Source organism: Mucilaginibacter sp. OK098 (assembly GCF_900142915.1).
In the GTDB taxonomy this organism is placed as follows: Bacteria; Bacteroidota; Bacteroidia; order Sphingobacteriales; family Sphingobacteriaceae; genus Mucilaginibacter.
In genome coordinates this window covers 1,019,531-1,039,725 of record NZ_FRCM01000001.1, presented here as the reverse complement: position 1 = coordinate 1,039,725, position 20,195 = coordinate 1,019,531, and the positions used below count along the sequence as shown (strand labels likewise).

At 39.1% G+C, this 20,195-nt stretch carries 19 protein-coding genes; 13 read left to right on the top strand and 6 right to left on the bottom strand.

Translation table 11 applies throughout. The annotated features are described in order from the left end of the window. The first annotated feature begins 29 nt into the window (after positions 1-29). The 8 genes from BUE31_RS04180 to BUE31_RS04145 all read left to right on the top strand — a co-directional run bounded on the left by BUE31_RS04180 (position 30) and on the right by BUE31_RS04145 (position 7,800). Positions 30-458: a DUF3592 domain-containing protein gene (locus BUE31_RS04180; RefSeq protein WP_073400539.1), complete on the top strand. Its 429-nt coding sequence runs from the start codon at positions 30-32 to the stop codon at positions 456-458. 26 nt (positions 459-484) lie between these two features. Continuing rightward, positions 485-1,069: a hypothetical protein gene (locus BUE31_RS04175; RefSeq protein ID WP_073400537.1), complete on the top strand. Its 585-nt coding sequence runs from the start codon at positions 485-487 to the stop codon at positions 1,067-1,069. Between the two features lie 25 nt (positions 1,070-1,094). Further along, positions 1,095-2,270, top strand: a complete 1,176-nt coding sequence (locus tag BUE31_RS04170) for a dipeptidase (protein ID WP_073400536.1) — start codon at positions 1,095-1,097, stop codon at positions 2,268-2,270. A gap of 29 nt (positions 2,271-2,299) precedes the next feature. Then, on the top strand, positions 2,300-3,265 hold the full coding sequence (locus BUE31_RS04165; RefSeq protein WP_073400534.1) for a toxin-antitoxin system YwqK family antitoxin: 966 nt from the start codon (positions 2,300-2,302) through the stop codon (positions 3,263-3,265). Positions 3,266-3,339: 74 nt separating this feature from the next. Further along, entirely contained in the window at positions 3,340-4,296 is a 957-nt protein-coding gene (trxB, locus tag BUE31_RS04160; protein WP_073400532.1) for a thioredoxin-disulfide reductase, read from the top strand. Between the two features lie 164 nt (positions 4,297-4,460). Beyond that, on the top strand, positions 4,461-4,586 hold the full coding sequence (locus tag BUE31_RS04155; protein WP_073400530.1) for a 30S ribosomal protein THX: 126 nt from the start codon (positions 4,461-4,463) through the stop codon (positions 4,584-4,586). A gap of 177 nt (positions 4,587-4,763) precedes the next feature. Continuing rightward, a complete protein-coding gene (locus BUE31_RS04150; RefSeq protein ID WP_234997744.1) occupies positions 4,764-7,034 on the top strand; it encodes a family 20 glycosylhydrolase in 2,271 nt (756 codons plus the stop codon). Between the two features lie 7 nt (positions 7,035-7,041). Further along, complete coding sequence (locus BUE31_RS04145; protein WP_073400526.1) at positions 7,042-7,800, top strand: hypothetical protein; 759 nt, start codon at positions 7,042-7,044, stop codon at positions 7,798-7,800. A 132-nt stretch (positions 7,801-7,932) separates the two neighbouring features. Here BUE31_RS04145 and BUE31_RS04140 read toward each other — a convergent pair whose 3' ends face one another. The 5 genes from BUE31_RS04140 to BUE31_RS04125 form a co-directional block, all read right to left on the bottom strand. Then, positions 7,933-10,197: a CocE/NonD family hydrolase gene (locus tag BUE31_RS04140; RefSeq protein ID WP_073400524.1), complete on the bottom strand. Its 2,265-nt coding sequence runs from the start codon at positions 10,195-10,197 to the stop codon at positions 7,933-7,935. Positions 10,198-10,221: 24 nt separating this feature from the next. Next, a complete protein-coding gene (locus BUE31_RS04135) occupies positions 10,222-10,917 on the bottom strand; it encodes a LytR/AlgR family response regulator transcription factor (RefSeq protein WP_073400523.1) in 696 nt (231 codons plus the stop codon). Beyond that, positions 10,914-11,975 (bottom strand): sensor histidine kinase, encoded by a 1,062-nt coding sequence (locus tag BUE31_RS04130; RefSeq protein ID WP_073400521.1) that lies wholly within the window; start codon positions 11,973-11,975, stop codon positions 10,914-10,916. The genes BUE31_RS04135 and BUE31_RS04130 overlap by 4 nt, the downstream gene beginning before the upstream one ends. A gap of 97 nt (positions 11,976-12,072) precedes the next feature. Next, complete coding sequence (locus BUE31_RS30940; protein ID WP_159440633.1) at positions 12,073-12,222, bottom strand: hypothetical protein; 150 nt, start codon at positions 12,220-12,222, stop codon at positions 12,073-12,075. Positions 12,223-12,279: 57 nt separating this feature from the next. After that, on the bottom strand, positions 12,280-12,999 hold the full coding sequence (locus BUE31_RS04125) for a DUF72 domain-containing protein (RefSeq protein WP_073400519.1): 720 nt from the start codon (positions 12,997-12,999) through the stop codon (positions 12,280-12,282). 368 nt (positions 13,000-13,367) lie between these two features. Between BUE31_RS04125 and BUE31_RS04120 the strand changes: the two genes are divergently transcribed. The 5 genes from BUE31_RS04120 (at position 13,368) to BUE31_RS04100 (ending at position 18,775) form a co-directional block, all read left to right on the top strand. Further along, on the top strand, positions 13,368-15,422 hold the full coding sequence (locus BUE31_RS04120; RefSeq protein ID WP_073400517.1) for a BatA domain-containing protein: 2,055 nt from the start codon (positions 13,368-13,370) through the stop codon (positions 15,420-15,422). A gap of 33 nt (positions 15,423-15,455) precedes the next feature. Then, on the top strand, positions 15,456-16,709 hold the full coding sequence (locus tag BUE31_RS04115; RefSeq protein WP_073400514.1) for a dihydroorotase: 1,254 nt from the start codon (positions 15,456-15,458) through the stop codon (positions 16,707-16,709). A gap of 5 nt (positions 16,710-16,714) precedes the next feature. Next, a complete protein-coding gene (locus BUE31_RS04110; protein WP_083619300.1) occupies positions 16,715-17,383 on the top strand; it encodes a hypothetical protein in 669 nt (222 codons plus the stop codon). Between the two features lie 22 nt (positions 17,384-17,405). Next, a complete protein-coding gene (locus BUE31_RS04105) occupies positions 17,406-17,984 on the top strand; it encodes a DUF4199 domain-containing protein (protein WP_073400512.1) in 579 nt (192 codons plus the stop codon). A gap of 200 nt (positions 17,985-18,184) precedes the next feature. After that, positions 18,185-18,775 (top strand): DUF4199 domain-containing protein, encoded by a 591-nt coding sequence (locus BUE31_RS04100; protein WP_073400510.1) that lies wholly within the window; start codon positions 18,185-18,187, stop codon positions 18,773-18,775. Positions 18,776-18,842: 67 nt separating this feature from the next. Here the strand turns inward: BUE31_RS04100 and rseP are convergent, their stop codons facing one another. Next, on the bottom strand, positions 18,843-20,195 hold the full coding sequence (rseP, locus tag BUE31_RS04095) for an RIP metalloprotease RseP (protein ID WP_073400508.1): 1,353 nt from the start codon (positions 20,193-20,195) through the stop codon (positions 18,843-18,845).

Sequence of the window (20,195 nt, the reverse complement as noted above, 5' to 3'; positions counted from 1 at the left end):
TTAATCTTAAAATCCTATAAATCTTAGTTATGAATGTTAATTATGATGAATTAATACTGCTTGCAGGCGGTGCTTTTTTAACGGTTTTTGGAGTTGTTAAGCTGAATGAACGCGAAAAACTTATTAAATCGGGTGTTAAGGTTGAGGGTGTTGTATTTGATATGGAAACAAGCTTGGGCACGGGATCAGGTGAGCGATCTACAACGTACTATCCTGTAATAAGATTTGTAACCGCTGATAAAGAATGGATAACGGAAAAATATAATATCGGCGGCAATCCTTCAGTTTACAGTGTTGGCGATAAAGTGACGGTAATTTATGATACAACTGATTATAAACATTTCCTGATAGATAATACCCAAACTAAATTGCTTGGCCCAGCCCTCATAGCCGTTGGAACACTATTAATTTTAGGGGTAATTATGTATTTCTTTATAAATCAATATCCGTCTTTATAGTAACAAAGTCAAAAATCCAAAAAATTATGACGAGTAAATTAGCTCTTTTTTCGGTGGTTTTCTTTTTTGCTTCAGCTGTGTCGGCACAAAAAATCACGAGAGTTAAAATGGTCACGGGCTATTCAATCAATGTAGCCGGTGATGATTTCGAAGGAGTGATTTTTAATGCGAACTACACATCACCATGGATAAATTTGAAAAGATCAGCCGGTATAGTTTATTCTGTGTACAACGATTCCTTAAAAAATGACACCTTAAATGAATTCCAGCGCTTTACGCCAAACGTGGATGATATTGTATTAGCCGAAACGCTTTTACGAAGAGATTTAAAACAGTTTTTTAAAAAATTGCCGTCGGTTAGGTTTGTACGCGGGCCAAATGTATCCAGCCATCTTGAAAAATATGCACGTCAATATTTTGGGCTGATCAATGGCAAGGGCGAGAAAATAATCCTTTTAAATTGTTTTTGGGATGAGAACATAAAAAAGGATGGTGCCGATTGGGTGAACGAATTTTATCACGTTTATGATGGTGGAAATTATTATTGGGAAGCAAAAGTCAATTTAGCAACGCAAAAATTATTTGATTTTGGCGTTCACGGGGCTATTTAAAACAATATTCATTTTATATTTAAACATGAAAAAATTACTTCTGCCATTTATTCTGATGCTGCTTACAAAAGCCTACGCTCAAACACCGCCCCAAATCCATCAGAAGGCTATTTTAATTGATACCCATAACGATATCCTTTCCAATATCTTAATCACTAAACAGGATGTCGGTAAATTGCAAACTACCGGTAATTTTGATTTGGTACGCGCAAAACAGGGTGGATTGGATGGGCAGATCTTTTCTATCTGGTGCGGCGAGGAATATGGAAAAGGTACGGCTTATGCTTTTGCCAACCGCGAGATTGATTCTTTATACGCGTTGATTGCCCGGAACCCGGATAAAATAACATTGGTTCATAACTCAAAAGAGCTTAAAAAAGTCGTAAAACAGCACAAAATGGCTGCCATGATTGGTGTTGAAGGTGGCCACATGATTGAAGACAGGCTGGATTATATTGACAGCCTTGCCAAACGCGGCATGAACTATTTAACCCTTACCTGGAACAATAGCACCTCATGGGCAACATCTGCAAGGGATGAGGTTACTAAAAAGGATTCGTTAAAGCATTTAGGGTTAACCGATTATGGCAAACGAATAGTAAAGCACCTGAATGATTTGGGGGTTATGGTTGATGTATCGCACGTTGGAGAGCAAACTTTTTATGATGTAATTGCCACCAGCACCAAGCCTGTAATTGCATCGCACAGCTGCGCCTGGAGCCTTGACCCGAACAGGCGGAACATGAAAGACGACCAGCTAAAAGCCCTTGCAAAAAACGGGGGAGTGATATGTGTGAATTTTTACAGCGGCTTTGTTGACAGTACTTATACACCAAAAGTAGCAGCCTTTTTACATCAGCATAGAGCAGAGTTGGATTCATTAACAGCGATCTATCACGATGGCGACCTGGCCAACATCCGGCTGAATGCTATTTATAAAAGCGAGTCGGATAAGATCAGGCCGCCATTAAGCCTGCTTATTCATCATATTGATTACATAGCTAAACTGATAGGAGTAGACCATGTTGGCATAGGCTCAGACTTTGACGGCGCTGAATCATACCCGCTTGGTTTGGATAGTGTTAGTAATTATCCAAAAATCACAGAGGAATTACTGAAGTTGGGTTATTCTGAAAAGGATGTGGATAAGATATTAGGCGGGAATGTTATCAGGGTGTTTAAGGCGAATGTTGGGAAATAAGTATAATCAATGTTTATTTTACATTTATAATGAAGTTTTATTATTTAGTGGTCATTGCCTTTTTATCAGTATTGAATAGTTATTCCCAAACCGGTAAGATCTATATTGACTCAAAAGGCGTTTATAGTGATAATCCTAAAAAGGCGGTAGCATATACATTAGTTACAAAAATATCAGATACCATTTACAGAGCCAGTACTTATAGTATGAATGATACTATCATATCAAAAGGCTATTATAAGGATTCATTATTGACAACGCGAAATGGTGTATTCGTTTATTACTCAAAAATCACAATCCCCGAAAGATTGAAGAGAGCTCTGCAAGTTGATCCAAATAATTTTATTGGTGTTGTATGTTATTTTACAAATGGCGTTAAAACCGGTACATGGACAGAGTATATACAACGTGATGTAAAAAAATGCACCTATGTTTATCAAAATAATAAATTGAATGGCTTGTTTCAATTTTATGATTTTAAAGTTAATAATTACATTAAGGAAGAGGGTTATTATGTTGATGATAAAAAAGAGGGGGAATGGAATACATATGGTTATGATACTATTAAAACCCCGGTTTTAACAAATTTTTTTAAAGATGGTCATATTTTCAAAACTATTAGTCACATCCGAATAGCTGCTTTTTCACCAAAATTGCAAGAGTATTTAAGTTATAAGTTATTTTCAAAATTTGATTCTCTACTTATGCGCTTAGTAAGTGTTGAAATTACGGTAGATTTAGATGGAAGTATTAAAGATCCGATTATCAAAACCCCTGTATCTCCCAAAATTGATGCATTGATAATTAAAACGCTTAATAATGCACCAAAATTTATACCTGAACTACATGATGATAAACCAGTAAAAATGAAATATGAATTTGATTTTTTAATTGGGAAAAATGGCACGTATGTACCCGGATATAATCATGTTCTTTTGAGGCTATACCGTGATATAGGTAACGGTTTGATGTTTTCAGCAACTAAGCTTCCGTAAATTTATCTTTACCGCCACCTGACCAATAAAATCCTCTTTTTTCTTACCTTTGATCTTCAATTTTAAAAATACAAATGTCTCAAGATATCGAACACGTAAAATGCCTGATTATAGGCTCAGGCCCTGCAGGTTATACTGCTGCCATTTATGCTTCACGCGCTGATTTAAAACCGGTTATGTATACAGGGTTGCTTGCGGGTGGTCAGCTTACCCAAACTACCGATGTTGAAAATTATCCCGGTTATCCTGAAGGTATCATGGGGCCCGAGATGATGGAGAACTTCCGCAGACAAGCGGAACGTTTAGGTACCGATATCCGCTTTGGCTATGTTAGCTCTGTTGATTTTAGCAGCCTGCCGCATAAAGTGGTGGTTGATGAAAATAAAACCATTACTGCCGATACCGTTATTATTTCAACAGGTGCGTCTGCCAAATGGCTGGGGCTTGAATCTGAGCAAAAATACAGCGGCTTTGGGGTATCTGCTTGCGCTACCTGCGACGGGTTCTTTTTTAAAGGTGAAGATGTAGCTATAGTTGGCGCTGGTGATACTGCTGCTGAAGAAGCAACCTATTTATCCAAATTGTGCCGTAAAGTAACTATGATAGTACGCCGTAGCGAGTTTAGGGCATCAAAAGCAATGATGCACCGTGTGCTAAATACGCCAAACATTGAGATCCTGTATAATACCGAGACCAAAGAAATTGTTGGCGACGGACAAAGTGTTACCGGTGTAACCGTTGTGAACAACCAAACAAACGAGGAAACTACTTTAAAGGTGTCAGGATTTTTTGTGGCGATAGGCCATCACCCTAATACGGAGATTTTTAAAGGCTGGATCCATATGGACGAAACCGGTTATATTAAAACCACTCCGGGATCTACCACAACAAATATTGAAGGTGTGTTCTGTTGCGGCGATGCACAGGATCATATCTATCGCCAGGCGGTTACAGCGGCAGGCAGCGGTTGTATGGCAGCAATTGATGCTGAACGCTACCTTGCAGCTAAAGAGCACGTGGTAACAGCGTGAGAGAGGTGAAAGGCAAAAGGATAAAGGTGAAAGGTTGACTTGCAGGCGAATTGATCTGTAAATTCTGATTCAAACAAATAAAACAACTTATCACTTTTTAATGTATATATTGCAATAAGAAATCTGTGTAATCAAATAAATCAGTTTTAATCTGTGATAACATTATGGGAAAAGGCGATAAAAAAACTCGAAAAGGAAAAATAGCAATGGGCTCATACGGTAAAACCAGGCCTCACGATCAGAAAAAGACCAAGCCTGCTGTAGCGGTTGCATCTGAAGAAAAGAAATAAAATAAAGCCACCTGATTAAAATTGGGTGGCTTTTTCATTTCGACCCCATTTAAAACAGATTTTTTACACCTGTAAATGGATGTTTTTTTCCAAAATCTGTTATCTTCACCACCTCGTTACTAAACCAACAAATTTTATTGTATGTGTAAAAAGATTTTCATATCGCTATGTGTTTCCATGCTCCTTTTTACCGGATTGGTAAACGCACAGGACAATGACCCTAACATGGGCATAATACCTGCTCCGGTTTCTCTTAAAAAATCAGCGGGTGAGTTCGTGCTAAGCCAGGAAACTTCATTGTTAGCTGATAGTGTTACCAATAAAGCAGTTGTTTTTTTACATGATTATCTGCAAAATAAAGCAATGCTAAAGGTTAGGCTTAAACCCAATACGGGCAAAGATGCAGCTAATAGCATAATACTTACCTCAAAAGGTGCAGATAACCTGCCCGAAGGTGGTTATAACCTAACTATAACACCTCAGCAAGTAACAATAACCGGTAAAGGTGCAGGTCTTTTTTACGGTATTCAATCATTAATACAATTAATCCCTGCTGATAAAGGTGCAATTGCAAAACTTCCTTGTTTGCAAATAGATGATTACCCCCGCTTTGGCTACCGTGGTTTAATGCTTGATGTGGGGCGTCATTTTTTCTCAGTAGAGTTTGTTAAAAAATACATCGATCTGATGGCTGCCTATAAACTGAATAACTTTCACTGGCATTTAACTGATGACCAGGGATGGCGCATAGAAATAAAAAAGTATCCAAAACTAACCCAAATCAGCAGTCAGCGTGCACAAACGGTTATTGGTAATTACCACGACCGTACACCGCAACAGTTTGACAATACCCCATATGGCGGTTACTATACCCAGGATCAGATCCGCGATGTGGTAAAATATGCGGCAGACCGCTATATAAACATCGTTCCCGAAATTGAAATGCCCGGTCACTCAGAAGCCGTTTTGGCAGCTTATCCTGAGTTTAGTTGCGATCCCTCATTAACTACCTATAAAGTAGCGGAAACATGGGGTGTATTTCATAATATCTATGAACCGTCTGACAAAACATTTAATTTTTTGCAGGACGTTTTAACCGAGGTGATGGCATTGTTTCCATCTAAGTACATTCACATTGGCGGCGATGAGGTGCCAAAGGACGCCTGGAAAAAATCCGAGTTCTGTCAAAAACTGATAAAAAAACTTAAGCTTAAAAACGAAGAAGAGCTGCAAAGCTACTTTATACAACGGATTGAGAAGTTTGTAAACTCAAAAGGACGCAGTATTATTGGCTGGGACGAAATTCTTGAAGGCGGCTTATCTCCAAATGCAACGGTAATGAGCTGGAGAGGCGAAGCAGGTGGTATTGCAGCCGCTAAGCAAAATCACAACGTGGTGATGACACCCGGAAGCGGAGGTCTTTATATCGACCATGCACAAGGCAAAGAAAATGAGCCTTTAAGCATTGGCGGGAACGAGCCTTTAACAAAAATATACAGCTATAATCCAACACCTGCCGAATTAACCGCTGATCAGCAAAAATACATAATGGGCGTGCAGGCTAATTTATGGACGGAGTATATTCCTACTGAGAACAAAGTGGAGTACATGATATTGCCAAGGATCCTGGCACTTTCAGAAGTAGCATGGACGCCTTTAGCCAATAAAAACTATACTGATTTTGCCAATACCCGTCTACCCGGTCACCTGGCTTGGTTTGATAAGAATAATTTTTATTACAGGGTACCAACTGCAATTGGTGCAAAGGATACCATTATGTTTGGTAATCAGCTAAATGTAAATCTAAAAAGCTCTGTTGAGGGCGCCAAAGTTTATTACACTATTGACGGCTATAATCCTCGCGAAACAGATATAGAATACACTGTACCTATGACCTACAATGTACCGACAGATCAATACCGCGAGCTGAAAACTATTATAATTACACCATCGGGTAAACGTAGCCAAATAACACGTGCGGTAATGTATAACAAAACGCTTTTTCCTGCTATTAATGGCCAAAACACCAACAAAGGCTTAAAATACAAATTATACACAGGTGAATTTACCAGCGTAAGTCAACTAAATAACGCTGCTGTTATTGATAGTGGCGTTGCAATTAGCTTTAATACGGCCGACATCAAAAAAAATATAAAGGGCTTTGGCGTAATATATACTGGGTTAATTCGTATTGATAGTGATGGGGTTTATGGATTTTCAATAGCTTCGGCAAACGGGTCTGCGTTATTGATTGATGATCAGCCGGTTGTTGATAATGATGGCAAGCATGGTGTGTTTGACCAGGGTGGGGCAGTGCCTTTGCAAAAGGGATATCACAAGATCACCATAAAATATTTTGATGCCGCCAGCAATGGCAGTTTAAAAGTGTTTATGACTACCACTGATAAACCAAAAGGCGAGGTAACGCCGGATATGATGTTTAATTAAGATTTTTATGATTTACAAATACCGTTATTGTTTTTTGATGCTGATCGGCAGCATTTTGATGGTAAGTTGTTCGGAAGATAAAAAACCTGAAAGTACAGTTGTTGTACCCAAAAAGCCGGTTATAATGGCGCCTTTCAGGTTTCATACGCTGATTGAGGTTTCGCCCGGACAAGATTATGATGTATTGAGCTGGGGCCGTGGTTCAACTAAAACAGGTGCATTCGAGATTCTGCATTCAGATTCTGCAGCTGCTAAGTTTACAACCACCACCGGCGACCTGGATGGCGATATTGTGAATGCCTATAATTCAGACATGGATCTAGATGGCAATCCTGAAATATTAATCCAGGCCAAAGGAAAGGACACCATAAATTACACTAATATTTATGCCTTTGAATTTAGTAACAGCGGCGCACACAAGCTTGATTTTCCAAAACTAACTCGGTTGCAAAGAACTGGTTACCGTGGTGATGATAATTTTTATATTAAAGACGGGATGCTGATCCGCGAGTTTCCGATTTACGATGGCAATACTAAAGCTGCGAAATTAACAGGGGCAAAGCGCCAATTTCAATATGGGCTGCGAAATAATGAATTTACCGTAAAGCAGCTCAGTAAAGATTCAATCAAAGTAGGCCCAGAACCTAAAACCGTTGTTAAAGAACCTGTAAAAAAGAAGGAAACCGAAAAGAAGCAAACTACCAGTAAAAAATCAAAGAAAAAGAAACATAGAAGACATCATACAAGTGATGATGATAATAATTAAAGCATGACCACTAACCCAAAACGTCATGCCGAATTTATTTCGGCACCTCACAGGACAGTTCGCCAATATGCTGGCCACTTAGCAAGTGGGGTGCTGAAACAAGTTCAGCATGACATTCTTATTTGAGCATTATTACTTCATCACCGGCACATTTATAAAACTATCATTTCCCCACCAGATCTTCAGTGGCTCACTAGCATCTTTAATAGTTTCATCGCTCACATCCTTACCTGTGCCGTAGTTTATTTGTGCAAATGGGTTTTTATCAATATTTAAAACAACCAGTAGTCTACTGCCTTTGCTTAGCTGGCGGCTTACCATCCGCGTTCTTGAAAAAGGGATCGTTTCTTTAACACCGGGATGCAGCAGTTGTCTTACACTCATATCCCTTGCATAGCTTGCGCGACCCAGGTAGTAGGAGAGCTCAAAACAATCGCCATTAGGCATAACTTCGTACAAAACGACACCAATATCCATGTCTTTTTTGTTGATGATCGCTTTTAGCTCGCCGCTGAAAATCCCGTTAACCTCCATTGCCTTATCAAATGGCTTGCTGATAAAGAACAGGCCATTGCTGCGATCGAGCTGTTTTTTGATAATAGGATCGGGGTAATAATCATTGTTTGATGTTTTCCGGTCGGCAAGGTCAACTTCCTGGTAAATTGAGCCGGGTTTAAGCGGCTTTTTATCTGCTAATTTATAATTGCTGTCAGCTTTAAAATTACTCAGGTATAGCTTTAATGGTGCATTGCTCATTTTGGCTATTGATGGGGCATGTTTCCAAACGTTGGCGCCCATTACTTCATAATTGATCTTATCTTTTAAAAGCTCCGGTTTTTTACCGCCTTTAAGAATATAATCAAACCATTGAAAAGTAAGCTCTTTGGTATGAAAAAGGGCAACCGGGTCAACGGTATAATCGCTTAAAACAGGTGTACCGCCCTGCTGCGTACCAAAATGATCATATGGGCCAATCAATAAATAATGATTGGCTTTGGGATTGTATTTATAATGCTCGAGCAGGTAATGCATTCCTGAAATTTGTCCGTCATCATAATAACCTTCAACAGTTAGCACAGGGATATTTATTTTGGCAAAATCTGTTTTGTAGGGCACCATAGCCTGCCAGTATTTATCATAGGATGGGTGTTTGATCCATTTTTGAAGCCACGGGTTTGGCGTGCCATCCAAGCTATCAACTTTTCGGAAAGCTACCCCGCTTTCGTACCAATTATTACGCAGGTTACGCCAGCGCAGGTTATCATTGTTTACTGCATCATCTACATATTTGTTGTTGGTTACATAAAATGCCCACTGGTAATTTACATTCAGAAAAATATTGTTTTCCATTGGCACGCCTTGCCCCGGGATAGCTGCTACATACGGCACAATGGTTTTAAGCGCCTTGTTCATATGTTTTGTGGCTGCCCATTGTGCATAGCCTGAATAGCTGCCTCCATACATACCAACCTTGCCATTGCTCCAGGATTGTTTGCTTATCCAGGTAATCACCGTATTTACATCCCTGTTTTCATGTTCGTAGGGTTCAATAGGGTCGGGACTTAGGCGTTTACCCCTGGTATCAGCAACTATCCCAACATAACCATGTGCTGCAGAATATTTGGCCTCTATAAGGCTGCGTTCAAGGTTTGAGTAAATAAAGAACATTAAGGCAGTTGGTTGCGGTGTATTGATGCCTCTTTTTCGCACTATAACGGCAGAAAGCGTTGCGCCATCATTTGTTTTAATAAACACACTGTCCTGTATAATATACCGCCTGTTATCATCCGCTTTTAACAATATTTTTGTAATGGGCTCAATATTTATAAAAACATTAGCCAGGTTATATGTATTACATAAATTCACGGCATCATTAATATCCAGGCTATCTTTTTGGATTGAGAGCAATGCAGAATTGAAGTTGTTTTTCAATTCATTTGTTCCGTTTCGCGCTGTAAAGGAGGTATAAATATATGCAGCACTTTTATCATCCAATCTGTTTAACAGGCTGGAAAATAATTTTGTAAAAGCATTTTTAAAAGAAATATTTGATGCCTGCTGCTCAATCTTAGCGCGTGCAAATAATTCATATTGCACAAAAAGTAAACCTGTAAACTGTTGATTATCTGCTTTGTTAATGGCCTGTAATGAAGTAATTGAAGCAATAGCATCGTTATATTTTCCTGCAATTATTTGCAACCGGAAGAGGTTGTTTAAATAGGTTGCCCTGTTACCCTTTGAAGCATATTTATGGATGATCTCATCGGCTAAAACGGGCATTTGTTTTTCGATCACAACACTATCCCCCACATTTATTTTTGGAAAATGTACCTGCTGCGCACGGCAAAAAGTAGTAGAAATTAGGCATAGCAATGCCATACAGCGTAGTCTGTTCATGATATTTTCTAAATTAATGGTGATTTATATTTTCATTAGCTTTTTCAGCTTTACTGATTGCCTGTCTGACACATCAGCCTCTTCCCCTGTTTTTAGCAGCAGCTTTAGTCGACCCTCTGTGGCTGGCATCATTTTTTCGATGTACTTTAGGTTGATTATCTGTGCACGGTTTATCCTGAAAAAAGTGGCTTTATCCAGCTTTTGCTCCAATAAGTTCAACGAGCTTTTTAAAAACACATTTTTATCTCCGAAATACAGTCGCGCATAGTTATCCATAGATTCAATCAAGTGAACATTGCTCCAGCTTATAAAGTGGTATTGTTGCCTGTCTTTCACAAAGATGCGATCGTCATTCGGTGTAATTGCTTTATACTTTACCTGCTCCATTGCTTTTGCAAAACGCTCCTCGCGAATGGGCTTCATCAGGTAATCAATAGCGCTAACCTCAAACGCCTTTACAGCATATTGATCATAAGCCGTAGTAAATATTACCCGTGGCACGTGGTCAAGTGATTCAAGCAAATCGAAACCGGATTTTTCAGGCATTTGGATATCAAGGAACAGCAGGTCTGGATGTTTCAGATCGATCAGTTCTTTTGCTTCATCAGCATTTTTTGCCTCGCCCACTATTTCAAGCTCAGGATAGCCTTCCAGTAGTTTTTTAACCTCTTCCCGGGCATTCCGCTCATCATCAATAATAATTACGCTTAATTTTTTCATGCTGATGGAATGCTTATGTCGACTAAAACAATATCATACAAGTCGCTGCTTATAGTAAACCGGGCTTCACCTTTATATTGCAGCTCAAGTCGTTCCTTTAAGTTTTTGAGGCCCACACCTTTTTCGGTTTCTGAAATATTTAATTTGCCCGGATTTTGGACGTTTAAATGTATAAAACCTGCTGATTGCTCAACTTTAACAGTAATCAGCCCGCCATTTTTTAACTTTGCAATGCCATGTTTAACCGCATTTTCTACAAGTGTTTGGATACTGAGCCTTGGAATTTGAAGAGAAGCTAAATCTTTATCTAATTGAATATCATACTGCAGCCTTTCTTCAAACCTTAATTTTTCAAGTTCTAAATAGTCTTTAACTAAATTAATTTCATCCTGAATACTTACCAGCATAACATCACCATTGTATAGGCTTGTTCTCAATAAATCAGATAATAGGTCTATTGCCCGTCTTGCTGATTTTGGGTCTTCAATAACCAGCGCTTTTATGTTGTTTAGGGAATTAAACAAGAAGTGCGGGTTAAGCTGTGCCGATAAATTGCTCATCTGTGCATCGCGCGATATTATGGCCAATCGTGAATTTTCACGGCTTGTTCTTATTTCCCGTTGTGCATATTGATATAGGTGATAAGCCAGCAACCAGATAGACATCAGCCTGATCCCGCCAATAAAAATGAGTTGTACATTTTCTTTAAAAAAGTCGGGATAGCTTTCTGAAAATGAATGTAAAAACCAAATTTTGAAAAGATATAATTTAAGCGTGGTAACCAGTGTATAAGCAATACCTAAAACAATTGCAGAAGGGATGATCCGTTTAAGAAGCTGACCTAAATTTAAGTTTTGGAAGTTATATCTTAAAGCAAAACTGCGGTATAAATGCGTAAGCAAAATATAAATAAGTACATCGCTAATAAATTGCAATATGCCCAGTACCCAATTGAAATTGCCGCTCACAAGGCCATTATACTCCCAATATAACGAAGCAACCGACCAACCGATAAGCTGGCATTTCCAATATAATGATATGGTAGTTTTATTTTCCAATTATTGCTTCAACTAATATATTAACCAAAGCAACGAAAACTATCATCAACTTAAAAGATAAAGTACACGAGTGCGGTATTTAGGGGAAGAGCGGGGATTATAGCTCGTTCAATAATTGTTCAAAGGTCTTAAGTTTGATTTTGCCTTGTTTTGCTAAGCTTACTTCGATTAAAGATTGCTTCAAACTTTTTAAAAAATGATCTTTAGCAATAATTGCTTTAATAGATGATCTTTTTCTAAGTTTCATGATAATTCAAAGATATAACTTAAACCTATTTTCTTTTGGACTTTGCTGATTTTTCGACTAAATAAGTCCTATCAACTCTTTCGCATTAAAAACACCGATTGCGTCATAATCGTTATTGAAATAGCACCAGGCTTCTTTAACATTGCTGTGCTGCTTAATATCATTTACAACTTTTTGAAGAAACTCAATTGAATATCGTGAACGGTAAAGATCTGGCACGCCATGAAACCGGTAATAAACTACATCTGTATTTGCAATTACATCATCCGGCAGGGAGGGGTGACTCATGCCGCAAAAGGTGATGTGATGTTCAGCCAGCTTTTTATAAACATCATCGCACCACCAGCTTACATGCCTGAATTCGAGCGCGTTTTTAAATGATGGATCCAAACTGTTTATAATTTTGTCAAGCTTCTCTTCTGTATAGTTATAGCTTGGCGGCATTTGGAATAAAACAGGACCGAGCTTCTCCTTTAAACCATTGTTAATGGTCTCATATAAGCTGGTGATCAGGTCCGCAGTGTCATTGAATTTTTTGTAATGGGTTATTGCCCGTGGTGCTTTTACCGCAAAACGGAAATCTCCCGGGGATTTCTGATACCAATTTTGCAAAAATGATAGTTCCGGAAAACGGTAAAAAGTAACATTAAGCTCAAGCGTGCTAAAATGCTGACAGTAATACTCAAACCATTTACGCTGTGGCAGATCGGCCGGATAAAACGGACCTTTCCAATCCTTGTAATGAAATCCTGAACAACCGATATGCCAATCAACCATAATTATATATGTTTAACGTGAGTTCGACATAAGGGAACGGTCACCTCACCCCAAATCCTTCTCCAACCGCGTTGAGGTGAAGCGCAAATTTGTGTATCCACGCCGGCAAAGCGTTCCATTTTTTCAAGCGGAACACCTGGAACAAAGTGAAACATACTGATTATCAGGATCTTTGACTTTTATCAAGGATTAAATAGGTGTAAATAGCTGATAATCAATTGCTATGCTGCCAACTTCTATATCGAACTCATGTATATTTATTGAGTAATGGCTGAAAGATGTTTTTGTTTGCAACTTAGTCCTAATCAACTTTCTAAAAAGAAATAAATTCGCACATTTGCATATCTGCAAATCCGCACATTTAAAATATGCATTTTTTATATCCTGCCTTTTTATTTGCATTGCTCACACTGGCCATACCTGTACTTGTGCACCTGTTTAATTTTCGCAAGTATCACAAGGTATATTTCAGCAATGTGCAGTTTTTAAAGGATGTGCAGGAACAGCAATCGCATCGCAGGAACCTAAAAGAAAGATTGATCCTGGCTTCACGACTATTGGCATTGGCCTTTTTAGTATTTGCATTTGCCAAGCCATACATCCCTGGCAAAAATGCCGTTAACGCTGGGAAATTACAGACCGTAAGCATATTTGTAGATAACTCCTACTCCATGCAAACCCTTAACCGCGAGGGTACTTTGCTTGATGAAGCCAAACGCCGCGCCAAGGAAATAGCATCAGCTTACAGCATAAATGATAGCTTTCAGCTGCTTACGCAGGATTTTGAAGGTAAGCATCAGCGCTTATTAAGCAGAGACGAATTTAATGATGCGGTTGATGCCGTTAAAATAAGTCCGCAAAGCCGGAACTTGCAGCAAATCATCAGCCGGCAGCAAAGCTTGTTGGATATACACAGGAGCGGGGTAAGGTCGATTTACCTGATCTCCGATTTTCAAAAAAACATGCAAACACCGCAGCCTGTTAAAGCAGATACCGGAGTGCACATCCGCTTGGTACAATTAAAGGCAAGTACACTGCCCAATGTTGCGGTAGATTCAGTCACCTTGTTAAGCGCCATCCATCGCCCCGGTGAAAGTGAAAAACTGGTGGTTCGGCTTCATAACTATGCTGATAAACAAGCTGAAAAGATCCCGCTTAAGCTTTCAATCAATGGTGAGCAAAAAGCATTAGGCAGCTATACCGTTAAGGAGCGTTCAGTGCAGTATGATACGCTGGTATTCTCAGGCTTAAAGGCAGGATGGCAGCGGGCTGAAATCTCCCTGCAGGACAATCCTGTTACTTTTGATAACCAATTTTACTTTTCATTTAATGTAAAACAGCAAATGCCCGTTTTATTGGTTGATGGAGGCACTGCTAACCCATATTTGAAAGCCGTATTTGGGGCCGATCCCTTTTTTGGGGCTAAGCGAGTGCCTGATGGCAATGTTGATTATGCGGCTTTAAATACCTATCCGTTAATTATTCTAAGTGATATAAATGCAATATCAACCGGGCTATCCCAACAGTTAAAAACTTATGTGAGTAAAGGAGGGACGCTGATAGTGTTTCCACCTGCCGATGCCGATTTAAACAGTTACAGGTCATTATTGCTACAGATGAACGCGGCCTACCCTGAAAAGTTAATGACTGAAGATACCAAAGTGTCCGCCCTGAACTTCCAAAGCAAGGTTTTTAAAAACATATTTGAAGGATTTCCGCAAAACCCCGACTTGCCGGTTGTAAAAAAATATTATCAGCTAAGCTCATCAACCGGTAACCGGACCGAAAATTTAATGACCTTAGCTGGAAACAAAACATTTTTAGCCGGATATGCCAGTGGCAAAGGCAGGGTGTATGTTTCAGCCGTGGCGTTAAACGATGATTTTAGCAACCTGCAGAGGCATGCGTTATTTGTACCGCTAATGTTCAGGATAGCGTTGCTAAGCGGACATGATCAGCCATTGTTTTATACGCTGGGGCGCGATGAAACTATTGAAACACTGCCTGTTCAAACCAGCGAAAAGCAATTGCTTAAACTGGCTAAAGGCAATCAAAGTATAATCCCGGATACCAAACAACAGGAGGGAAGTACGCTGATATACATGGCTGACCAACTACATGAAACCGGGATCTATGATCTGAAAAAAGTGGATAGCACAGTTGCCGTACTGGCATTTAACGATAACCGGAGCGAATCGGACCTGAGCTATTTAAGTAGTACCGAACTGGATAAAGTTATCCCCCAGGCTGCCGAAATAATGGAGGTAAATAAGGGCTCATTAAAGAGTAATATAACTGAAACAAATTTCGGCTTACAATTATGGAAACTTTGTATAATTTTGGCATTGATTTTTCTGGGGGCCGAAATACTGCTGGTACGGTTTTACAAAACAGATCAACGCAGTGTTACGCAACCGGTTTAAATGGATAAAAACCCACCTTTTAAAGCATAGTAAATGAATTTGCTTATTAAATCCGCAACAATTATTGATCCTAATTCGCCCTTTAATCAGCAGGTTGTTGATATTTTAATTGAGAAAGGGGTGATCAGCAAAATAGCCCCCGAACTGGAAGCCGATGCGGAATTAGTGGAAGCAGAAGGCAAATATGTATCACCCGGCTTTTTTGATCTGAACTGTAATATCGGCGAACTGGGGCTTGAAACAAAAGAAGATTTGCACACCGGTACAGCCGCTGCCGCCGCAGGAGGATTTACCGGGATAGCTTTAATGCCAAACACGATCCCCCCGGTGCATTCAAAGGCCGAAATTGAATATTTAATGAACCGGGCCAAAAGGAATTTGGTTGATGTATATCCCTTAGGCGCTATCTCTCACAAACGCGAAGGTAAAGACCTGGCCGAAATGTATGATATGTTTTTGAGCGGGGCCAAAGCATTTACTGATGGTAACAGGCCCGTACAGGATGCCGGGCTTATGGAGCGCGCTTTATTGTATGCGCAGGGCTTTGATGCGCTGATCATGTCATACCCGGAAGATACCGCCATTGCAGGTAAAGCAAAAGTTAACGAGGGTGAGATAAGCACACTGTTAGGCATGAAAGGCATCCCGCCATTAGCGGAAGAACTGATGATAGCCAGGGATCTTTACCTGGCCGAATATACCGGCTCACGGATCCATTTCAGCACCATATCAACCACACGCTCGGTTGAGCTGATAAGAGAAGCTAAACGTAAGGGGCTTGAAGTAACCTGCGATGTGGCCGTGCACCATTTGGTGCTTACTGATGAAGCGCTTGTAGGCTTCGACAGCCTTTATAAGGTTAAACCGCCATTACGTACCCGCGATGATGTAAATGCTTTGCTGAAAGGCCTTAAAGACGGCACCATCGATGCTATAGTATCGCAACACACCCCACACGAGGTGGAATTTAAAGATGTTGAATTTGAAGTGGCGGAATTTGGGATCATTGGTTTACAAACTGCCTTTGCCCTTGCACTGAAATCCGGACTGGAGTTGGAGCTTATTATACAAAAGCTGGCTGTTAATCCCCGTGAAATATTAAATGTTGACCCGGCTATTATTGCCGAAGGACAAGATGCTAACCTGGTATTGTTAGACATTGATGAAGAATGGGAATACAATAAGAAAAATAACAAATCAAAATCATATAATTCGCCCTTTATAGGGTTAAATTTAAAAGGGAAAGTGGTGCTAACCTGTAACAACAATCACCTGCATAAACAATAAAAATCATGATCGACCAAAAAGTAGAAACAGCCATTGAAGCCGCTTTAGAAGCTTTTTCAAAATATAGCAGCTTTGATGCTACGCCATTTACAGAAGTGTTGGGCGAAGTGTTTGATTCTGAAGAAGACTTTATGAGTAAAGTAGCCCTGCTTGATGAGGTGTTTGATGATTACCCGAAGCTGGATGCATTACGCGAAGTATTTTTTGATTTGCTGCTGATAAATTTCTTTAGCGCTGATGTTAAAAAACTGGAAGAGGATTACCTGGATACCCCGGAGTGGGAGGCTATTGAAGAAGAAACCCTCGATCGCGGTACCGAACTTTTAAACCTGCTGCTTTATCTGAACGAATGTGAAGACGAAGATATTGAACCCGGACTTGAAGACTATTTAAAAGAGTTTTTACTGGTCGATGAAGACGAGTTCCAGGACGAGTACCGCATTTACGAACCGGTTATTGCTCACCAGGTGTTAATGGATAGCCCTGTTGGCGAAATCCACATCGTAGGCGCAAATCTGGCTGAAGATTCGGAGTTAAAAGAACTGTTTTACCCTATCATGTGCTTTTTTCAAAATACAGACCCATCTGTTGAAGTTAAAAACAGCATAGCTGATAATGCAATTGATAAGGAATTTGATATGGCTGTATTAGAAATATTGATCAGCTTTAGATAATCCATAAAAAACCATCATACTAATGAATGATATTGAACAACAAATAAAAATAAACGGGGTTAAAAGCGGTTTGCTACTAGGCCTTATAATAACAGGGCTTAGCATATTATCGTATTATTTTATTACATCAATCACCAAATCGCCTGTGCTTTTTGTAGCCGGTCCCATTATTTTTTCTGTATTTATACCTATTTTTTGTGTGGTGTTCTTCTGCTTTAATGCGCGCAAAAACATAGGAGGGTACTGGACTTTTAAACAAGCTACCACAGGTATCTTTACTATGTTTTTAGTGGCTTACCTTGTACAGTTTATAGGTAAAAGCATAGTTTTCGATAAGTTTGTTGAACCTAACGGCATTCAAAAAACACAAACTGCTGCAATAAACGCAAAAGCAGATATATTAAAGCAAAGAGGTAATAATCAAGCGGCTATTGATAAAGATATTGCTGAAATGAAGAAGGACTTTACACAACAGCAAAATACAACTATAGGCAGCACTATCCAGGGAATAGTTATCTCTATCCTGTTTATATTTCTGTTAGCCTTAATATTTGGTTCACTGTTTAAAAAAGATCCGCCTGTGTACACAAACCAGGTATAGCGAGGTGATAAATTAAAAATACAAAAAGGCAAAGTTTTAATAAGCTTTGCCTTTTTTATTGGCTGATAGACATCGCAACATTATTATCAATAAATTGAAGTAAATTTATTGATAGTAATATATTGTTTTATGTATTGATATTAGAATTAATTTTTAATTTTAGATAAAATATACCTAATCAACCATTAAATCTTATTGTTATGACTGATCAAGTTCAAGACTCTTCAATGACTAATTTTTCGATTAAACATGGGCTACTAATCGGTCTTGTTTCAATTGTGCTTTCTATTGTTTTTTACATTATTGACCCTTTAATGCAATTTACAAACTACTGGATTAGTATAATAATTTTAGTTTTAGTGATTACCCTTTTAGTTGTGTTGGGATTGGACGTGAGAAAGAAAATAGGAGGGTATTGGTCTTTTGGTCAGGCGTTTAAAAGTATATTTATTATGGGGATAATTTTATCCTTATTTTCAGTGGCTTATAATTTTGTACTTTTTAAGTTTGTTGACCCTCAACTACCAGTAAAAGCAAATAGTGCTATACTTGAAAGTTTAACTGCCAGATTAAATAGTTCCAATGTATCTCAGGATAAAATTGATGAGTACACAAAATCCTTTCAAAATGGAGAGTTTATAGCTAAATTACAGCCTACTTTAATAAATGAAATAAAAGCTTTTGGCTACGGACTGATTTTGTATGTTGTACTTTCTTTGATCATTGCAGCTTGTATAAAAAAGAAAGCACCATTATATGCAACTCCTTTAGAAGGAGATACGTCTGTTTAAGCTGATCAGTAACAGAAAAGGCATCTGACAATAAGCCAGATGCCTTTTTTTTTGGATCAATAACAAATTATTTCTTTACAATCTGTTTCACAATATCATTGCCAAATACAAATACCATTAAGGTTATCAGTATTACAAAACCTACTATTTGGGCGCGTTCTAAAAACTTATCGCTTAGTGGTTTTCCTTTAATCATTTCAATGATCAGGAATAAAGCGTGCCCACCATCAAGCGCAGGGATAGGCAGTAAATTGGTTAAAGCCAGTACCATTGATAAAAAGCCAACCAGGCTCCAGAAACGGATCCAATCGATATGCGAGCCAAACATGGTTGCAATAGCCACAGGGCCGCTAACAGCCTTGTTAAACTTAACTTCGCCCTTAAATACCTTGCCCAGGCCTTTTGCATTATCTGTAAAAGTACCCCATGCTTTTGTAGCGCCTCTTGGGAATGAACCAAAAAACCCAAAGGTTAGTTTCTTTTGTGCGGGCTCAATAAATTTAGCGCCAATTCCTGTTCTGCCATCTTTAAAGCCAAGCGCTCCGTCTTTATTAACGTCAGTAATTACCTGCGAAACTACATCATTCCTTTTTATTTCAAGTGTGGCCTTTTTATCTTCATATTTTTTAAGTTCAGATTGCAACTGATCAAAAAACTGGATCTTAACACCATTTACAGCCGTAATGCTATCCCCTTTAAGTAAGCCGGCGGTATTGGCGTAACTATGAGGTACTACGGTGTCAATTGCAAATTTTAAACGGGGGAGCCTGCTTATAAAGTCATCGATCTTCATATCGGAAAGATCATTTATTAAATTACCCGGAACCCTTACATGTAGGATTTGATCACCGCGTTTTACCGTCAGGTCTGTATTACCTAATATTACTTCGGTGCCGGTGAGCTCTTCAAAACGTATAACTTTTTTGCCGTTTATAGCCGTTATTTTATCGCCGGGAAGCAAACCAATTCTTAAACCGATTTTTCCTGGCACAATACCGTATTGAACTTCAGAGTTCGGCGTGTAACTTTCCCCGTATTTAATAGTTAATACCCAAAATATCAGGATGCCCAGTATGATGTTCACTGTTATACCGCCAAGCATAACTATTAATCGTTGCCAGGCCGGTTTTGAGCGGAACTCCCAGGGTTGCGGTGGCCCTGCAAGCTGCTCGGTATCCATTGATTCATCAATCATACCGGCAATTTTTACATAACCACCAAGTGGCAGCCAGCCAACACCATATTCAACGCCTTTGTAGTTAAATTTAAAAAGACTAAAATTCCATGCATCAAAAAACAGGTAAAACTTTTCAACCTTAATTCCGAAAGCACGGGCGGCCAAAAAGTGGCCAAGTTCATGAAGGATTACTAAAATAGACAGGCCCAGGATTAACTGGCCCACCATGATCACTATACTCAT

Bases quoted from the DNA above. Each gene is read 5' to 3' on its own strand.
- BUE31_RS04180 (WP_073400539.1), top strand. From the start codon at position 30: ATGAATGTTAATTATGATGAATTAATACTGCTTGCAGGCGGTGCTTTT.
- BUE31_RS04175 (WP_073400537.1), top strand. From the start codon at position 485: ATGACGAGTAAATTAGCTCTTTTTTCGGTGGTTTTCTTTTTTGCTTCA.
- BUE31_RS04170 (WP_073400536.1), top strand. From the start codon at position 1,095: ATGAAAAAATTACTTCTGCCATTTATTCTGATGCTGCTTACAAAAGCC.
- BUE31_RS04165 (WP_073400534.1), top strand. From the start codon at position 2,300: ATGAAGTTTTATTATTTAGTGGTCATTGCCTTTTTATCAGTATTGAAT.
- trxB (WP_073400532.1), top strand. From the start codon at position 3,340: ATGTCTCAAGATATCGAACACGTAAAATGCCTGATTATAGGCTCAGGC.
- BUE31_RS04155 (WP_073400530.1), top strand. From the start codon at position 4,461: ATGGGAAAAGGCGATAAAAAAACTCGAAAAGGAAAAATAGCAATGGGC.
- BUE31_RS04150 (WP_234997744.1), top strand. From the start codon at position 4,764: ATGCTCCTTTTTACCGGATTGGTAAACGCACAGGACAATGACCCTAAC.
- BUE31_RS04145 (WP_073400526.1), top strand. From the start codon at position 7,042: ATGATTTACAAATACCGTTATTGTTTTTTGATGCTGATCGGCAGCATT.
- BUE31_RS04140 (WP_073400524.1), bottom strand. From the start codon at position 10,197: ATGAACAGACTACGCTGTATGGCATTGCTATGCCTAATTTCTACTACT.
- BUE31_RS04135 (WP_073400523.1), bottom strand. From the start codon at position 10,917: ATGAAAAAATTAAGCGTAATTATTATTGATGATGAGCGGAATGCCCGG.
- BUE31_RS30940 (WP_159440633.1), bottom strand. From the start codon at position 12,222: ATGAAACTTAGAAAAAGATCATCTATTAAAGCAATTATTGCTAAAGAT.
- BUE31_RS04125 (WP_073400519.1), bottom strand. From the start codon at position 12,999: ATGGTTGATTGGCATATCGGTTGTTCAGGATTTCATTACAAGGATTGG.
- BUE31_RS04120 (WP_073400517.1), top strand. From the start codon at position 13,368: ATGCATTTTTTATATCCTGCCTTTTTATTTGCATTGCTCACACTGGCC.
- BUE31_RS04115 (WP_073400514.1), top strand. From the start codon at position 15,456: ATGAATTTGCTTATTAAATCCGCAACAATTATTGATCCTAATTCGCCC.
- BUE31_RS04110 (WP_083619300.1), top strand. From the start codon at position 16,715: ATGATCGACCAAAAAGTAGAAACAGCCATTGAAGCCGCTTTAGAAGCT.
- BUE31_RS04105 (WP_073400512.1), top strand. From the start codon at position 17,406: ATGAATGATATTGAACAACAAATAAAAATAAACGGGGTTAAAAGCGGT.
- BUE31_RS04100 (WP_073400510.1), top strand. From the start codon at position 18,185: ATGACTGATCAAGTTCAAGACTCTTCAATGACTAATTTTTCGATTAAA.
- rseP (WP_073400508.1), bottom strand. From the start codon at position 20,195: ATGAGTATAGTGATCATGGTGGGCCAGTTAATCCTGGGCCTGTCTATT.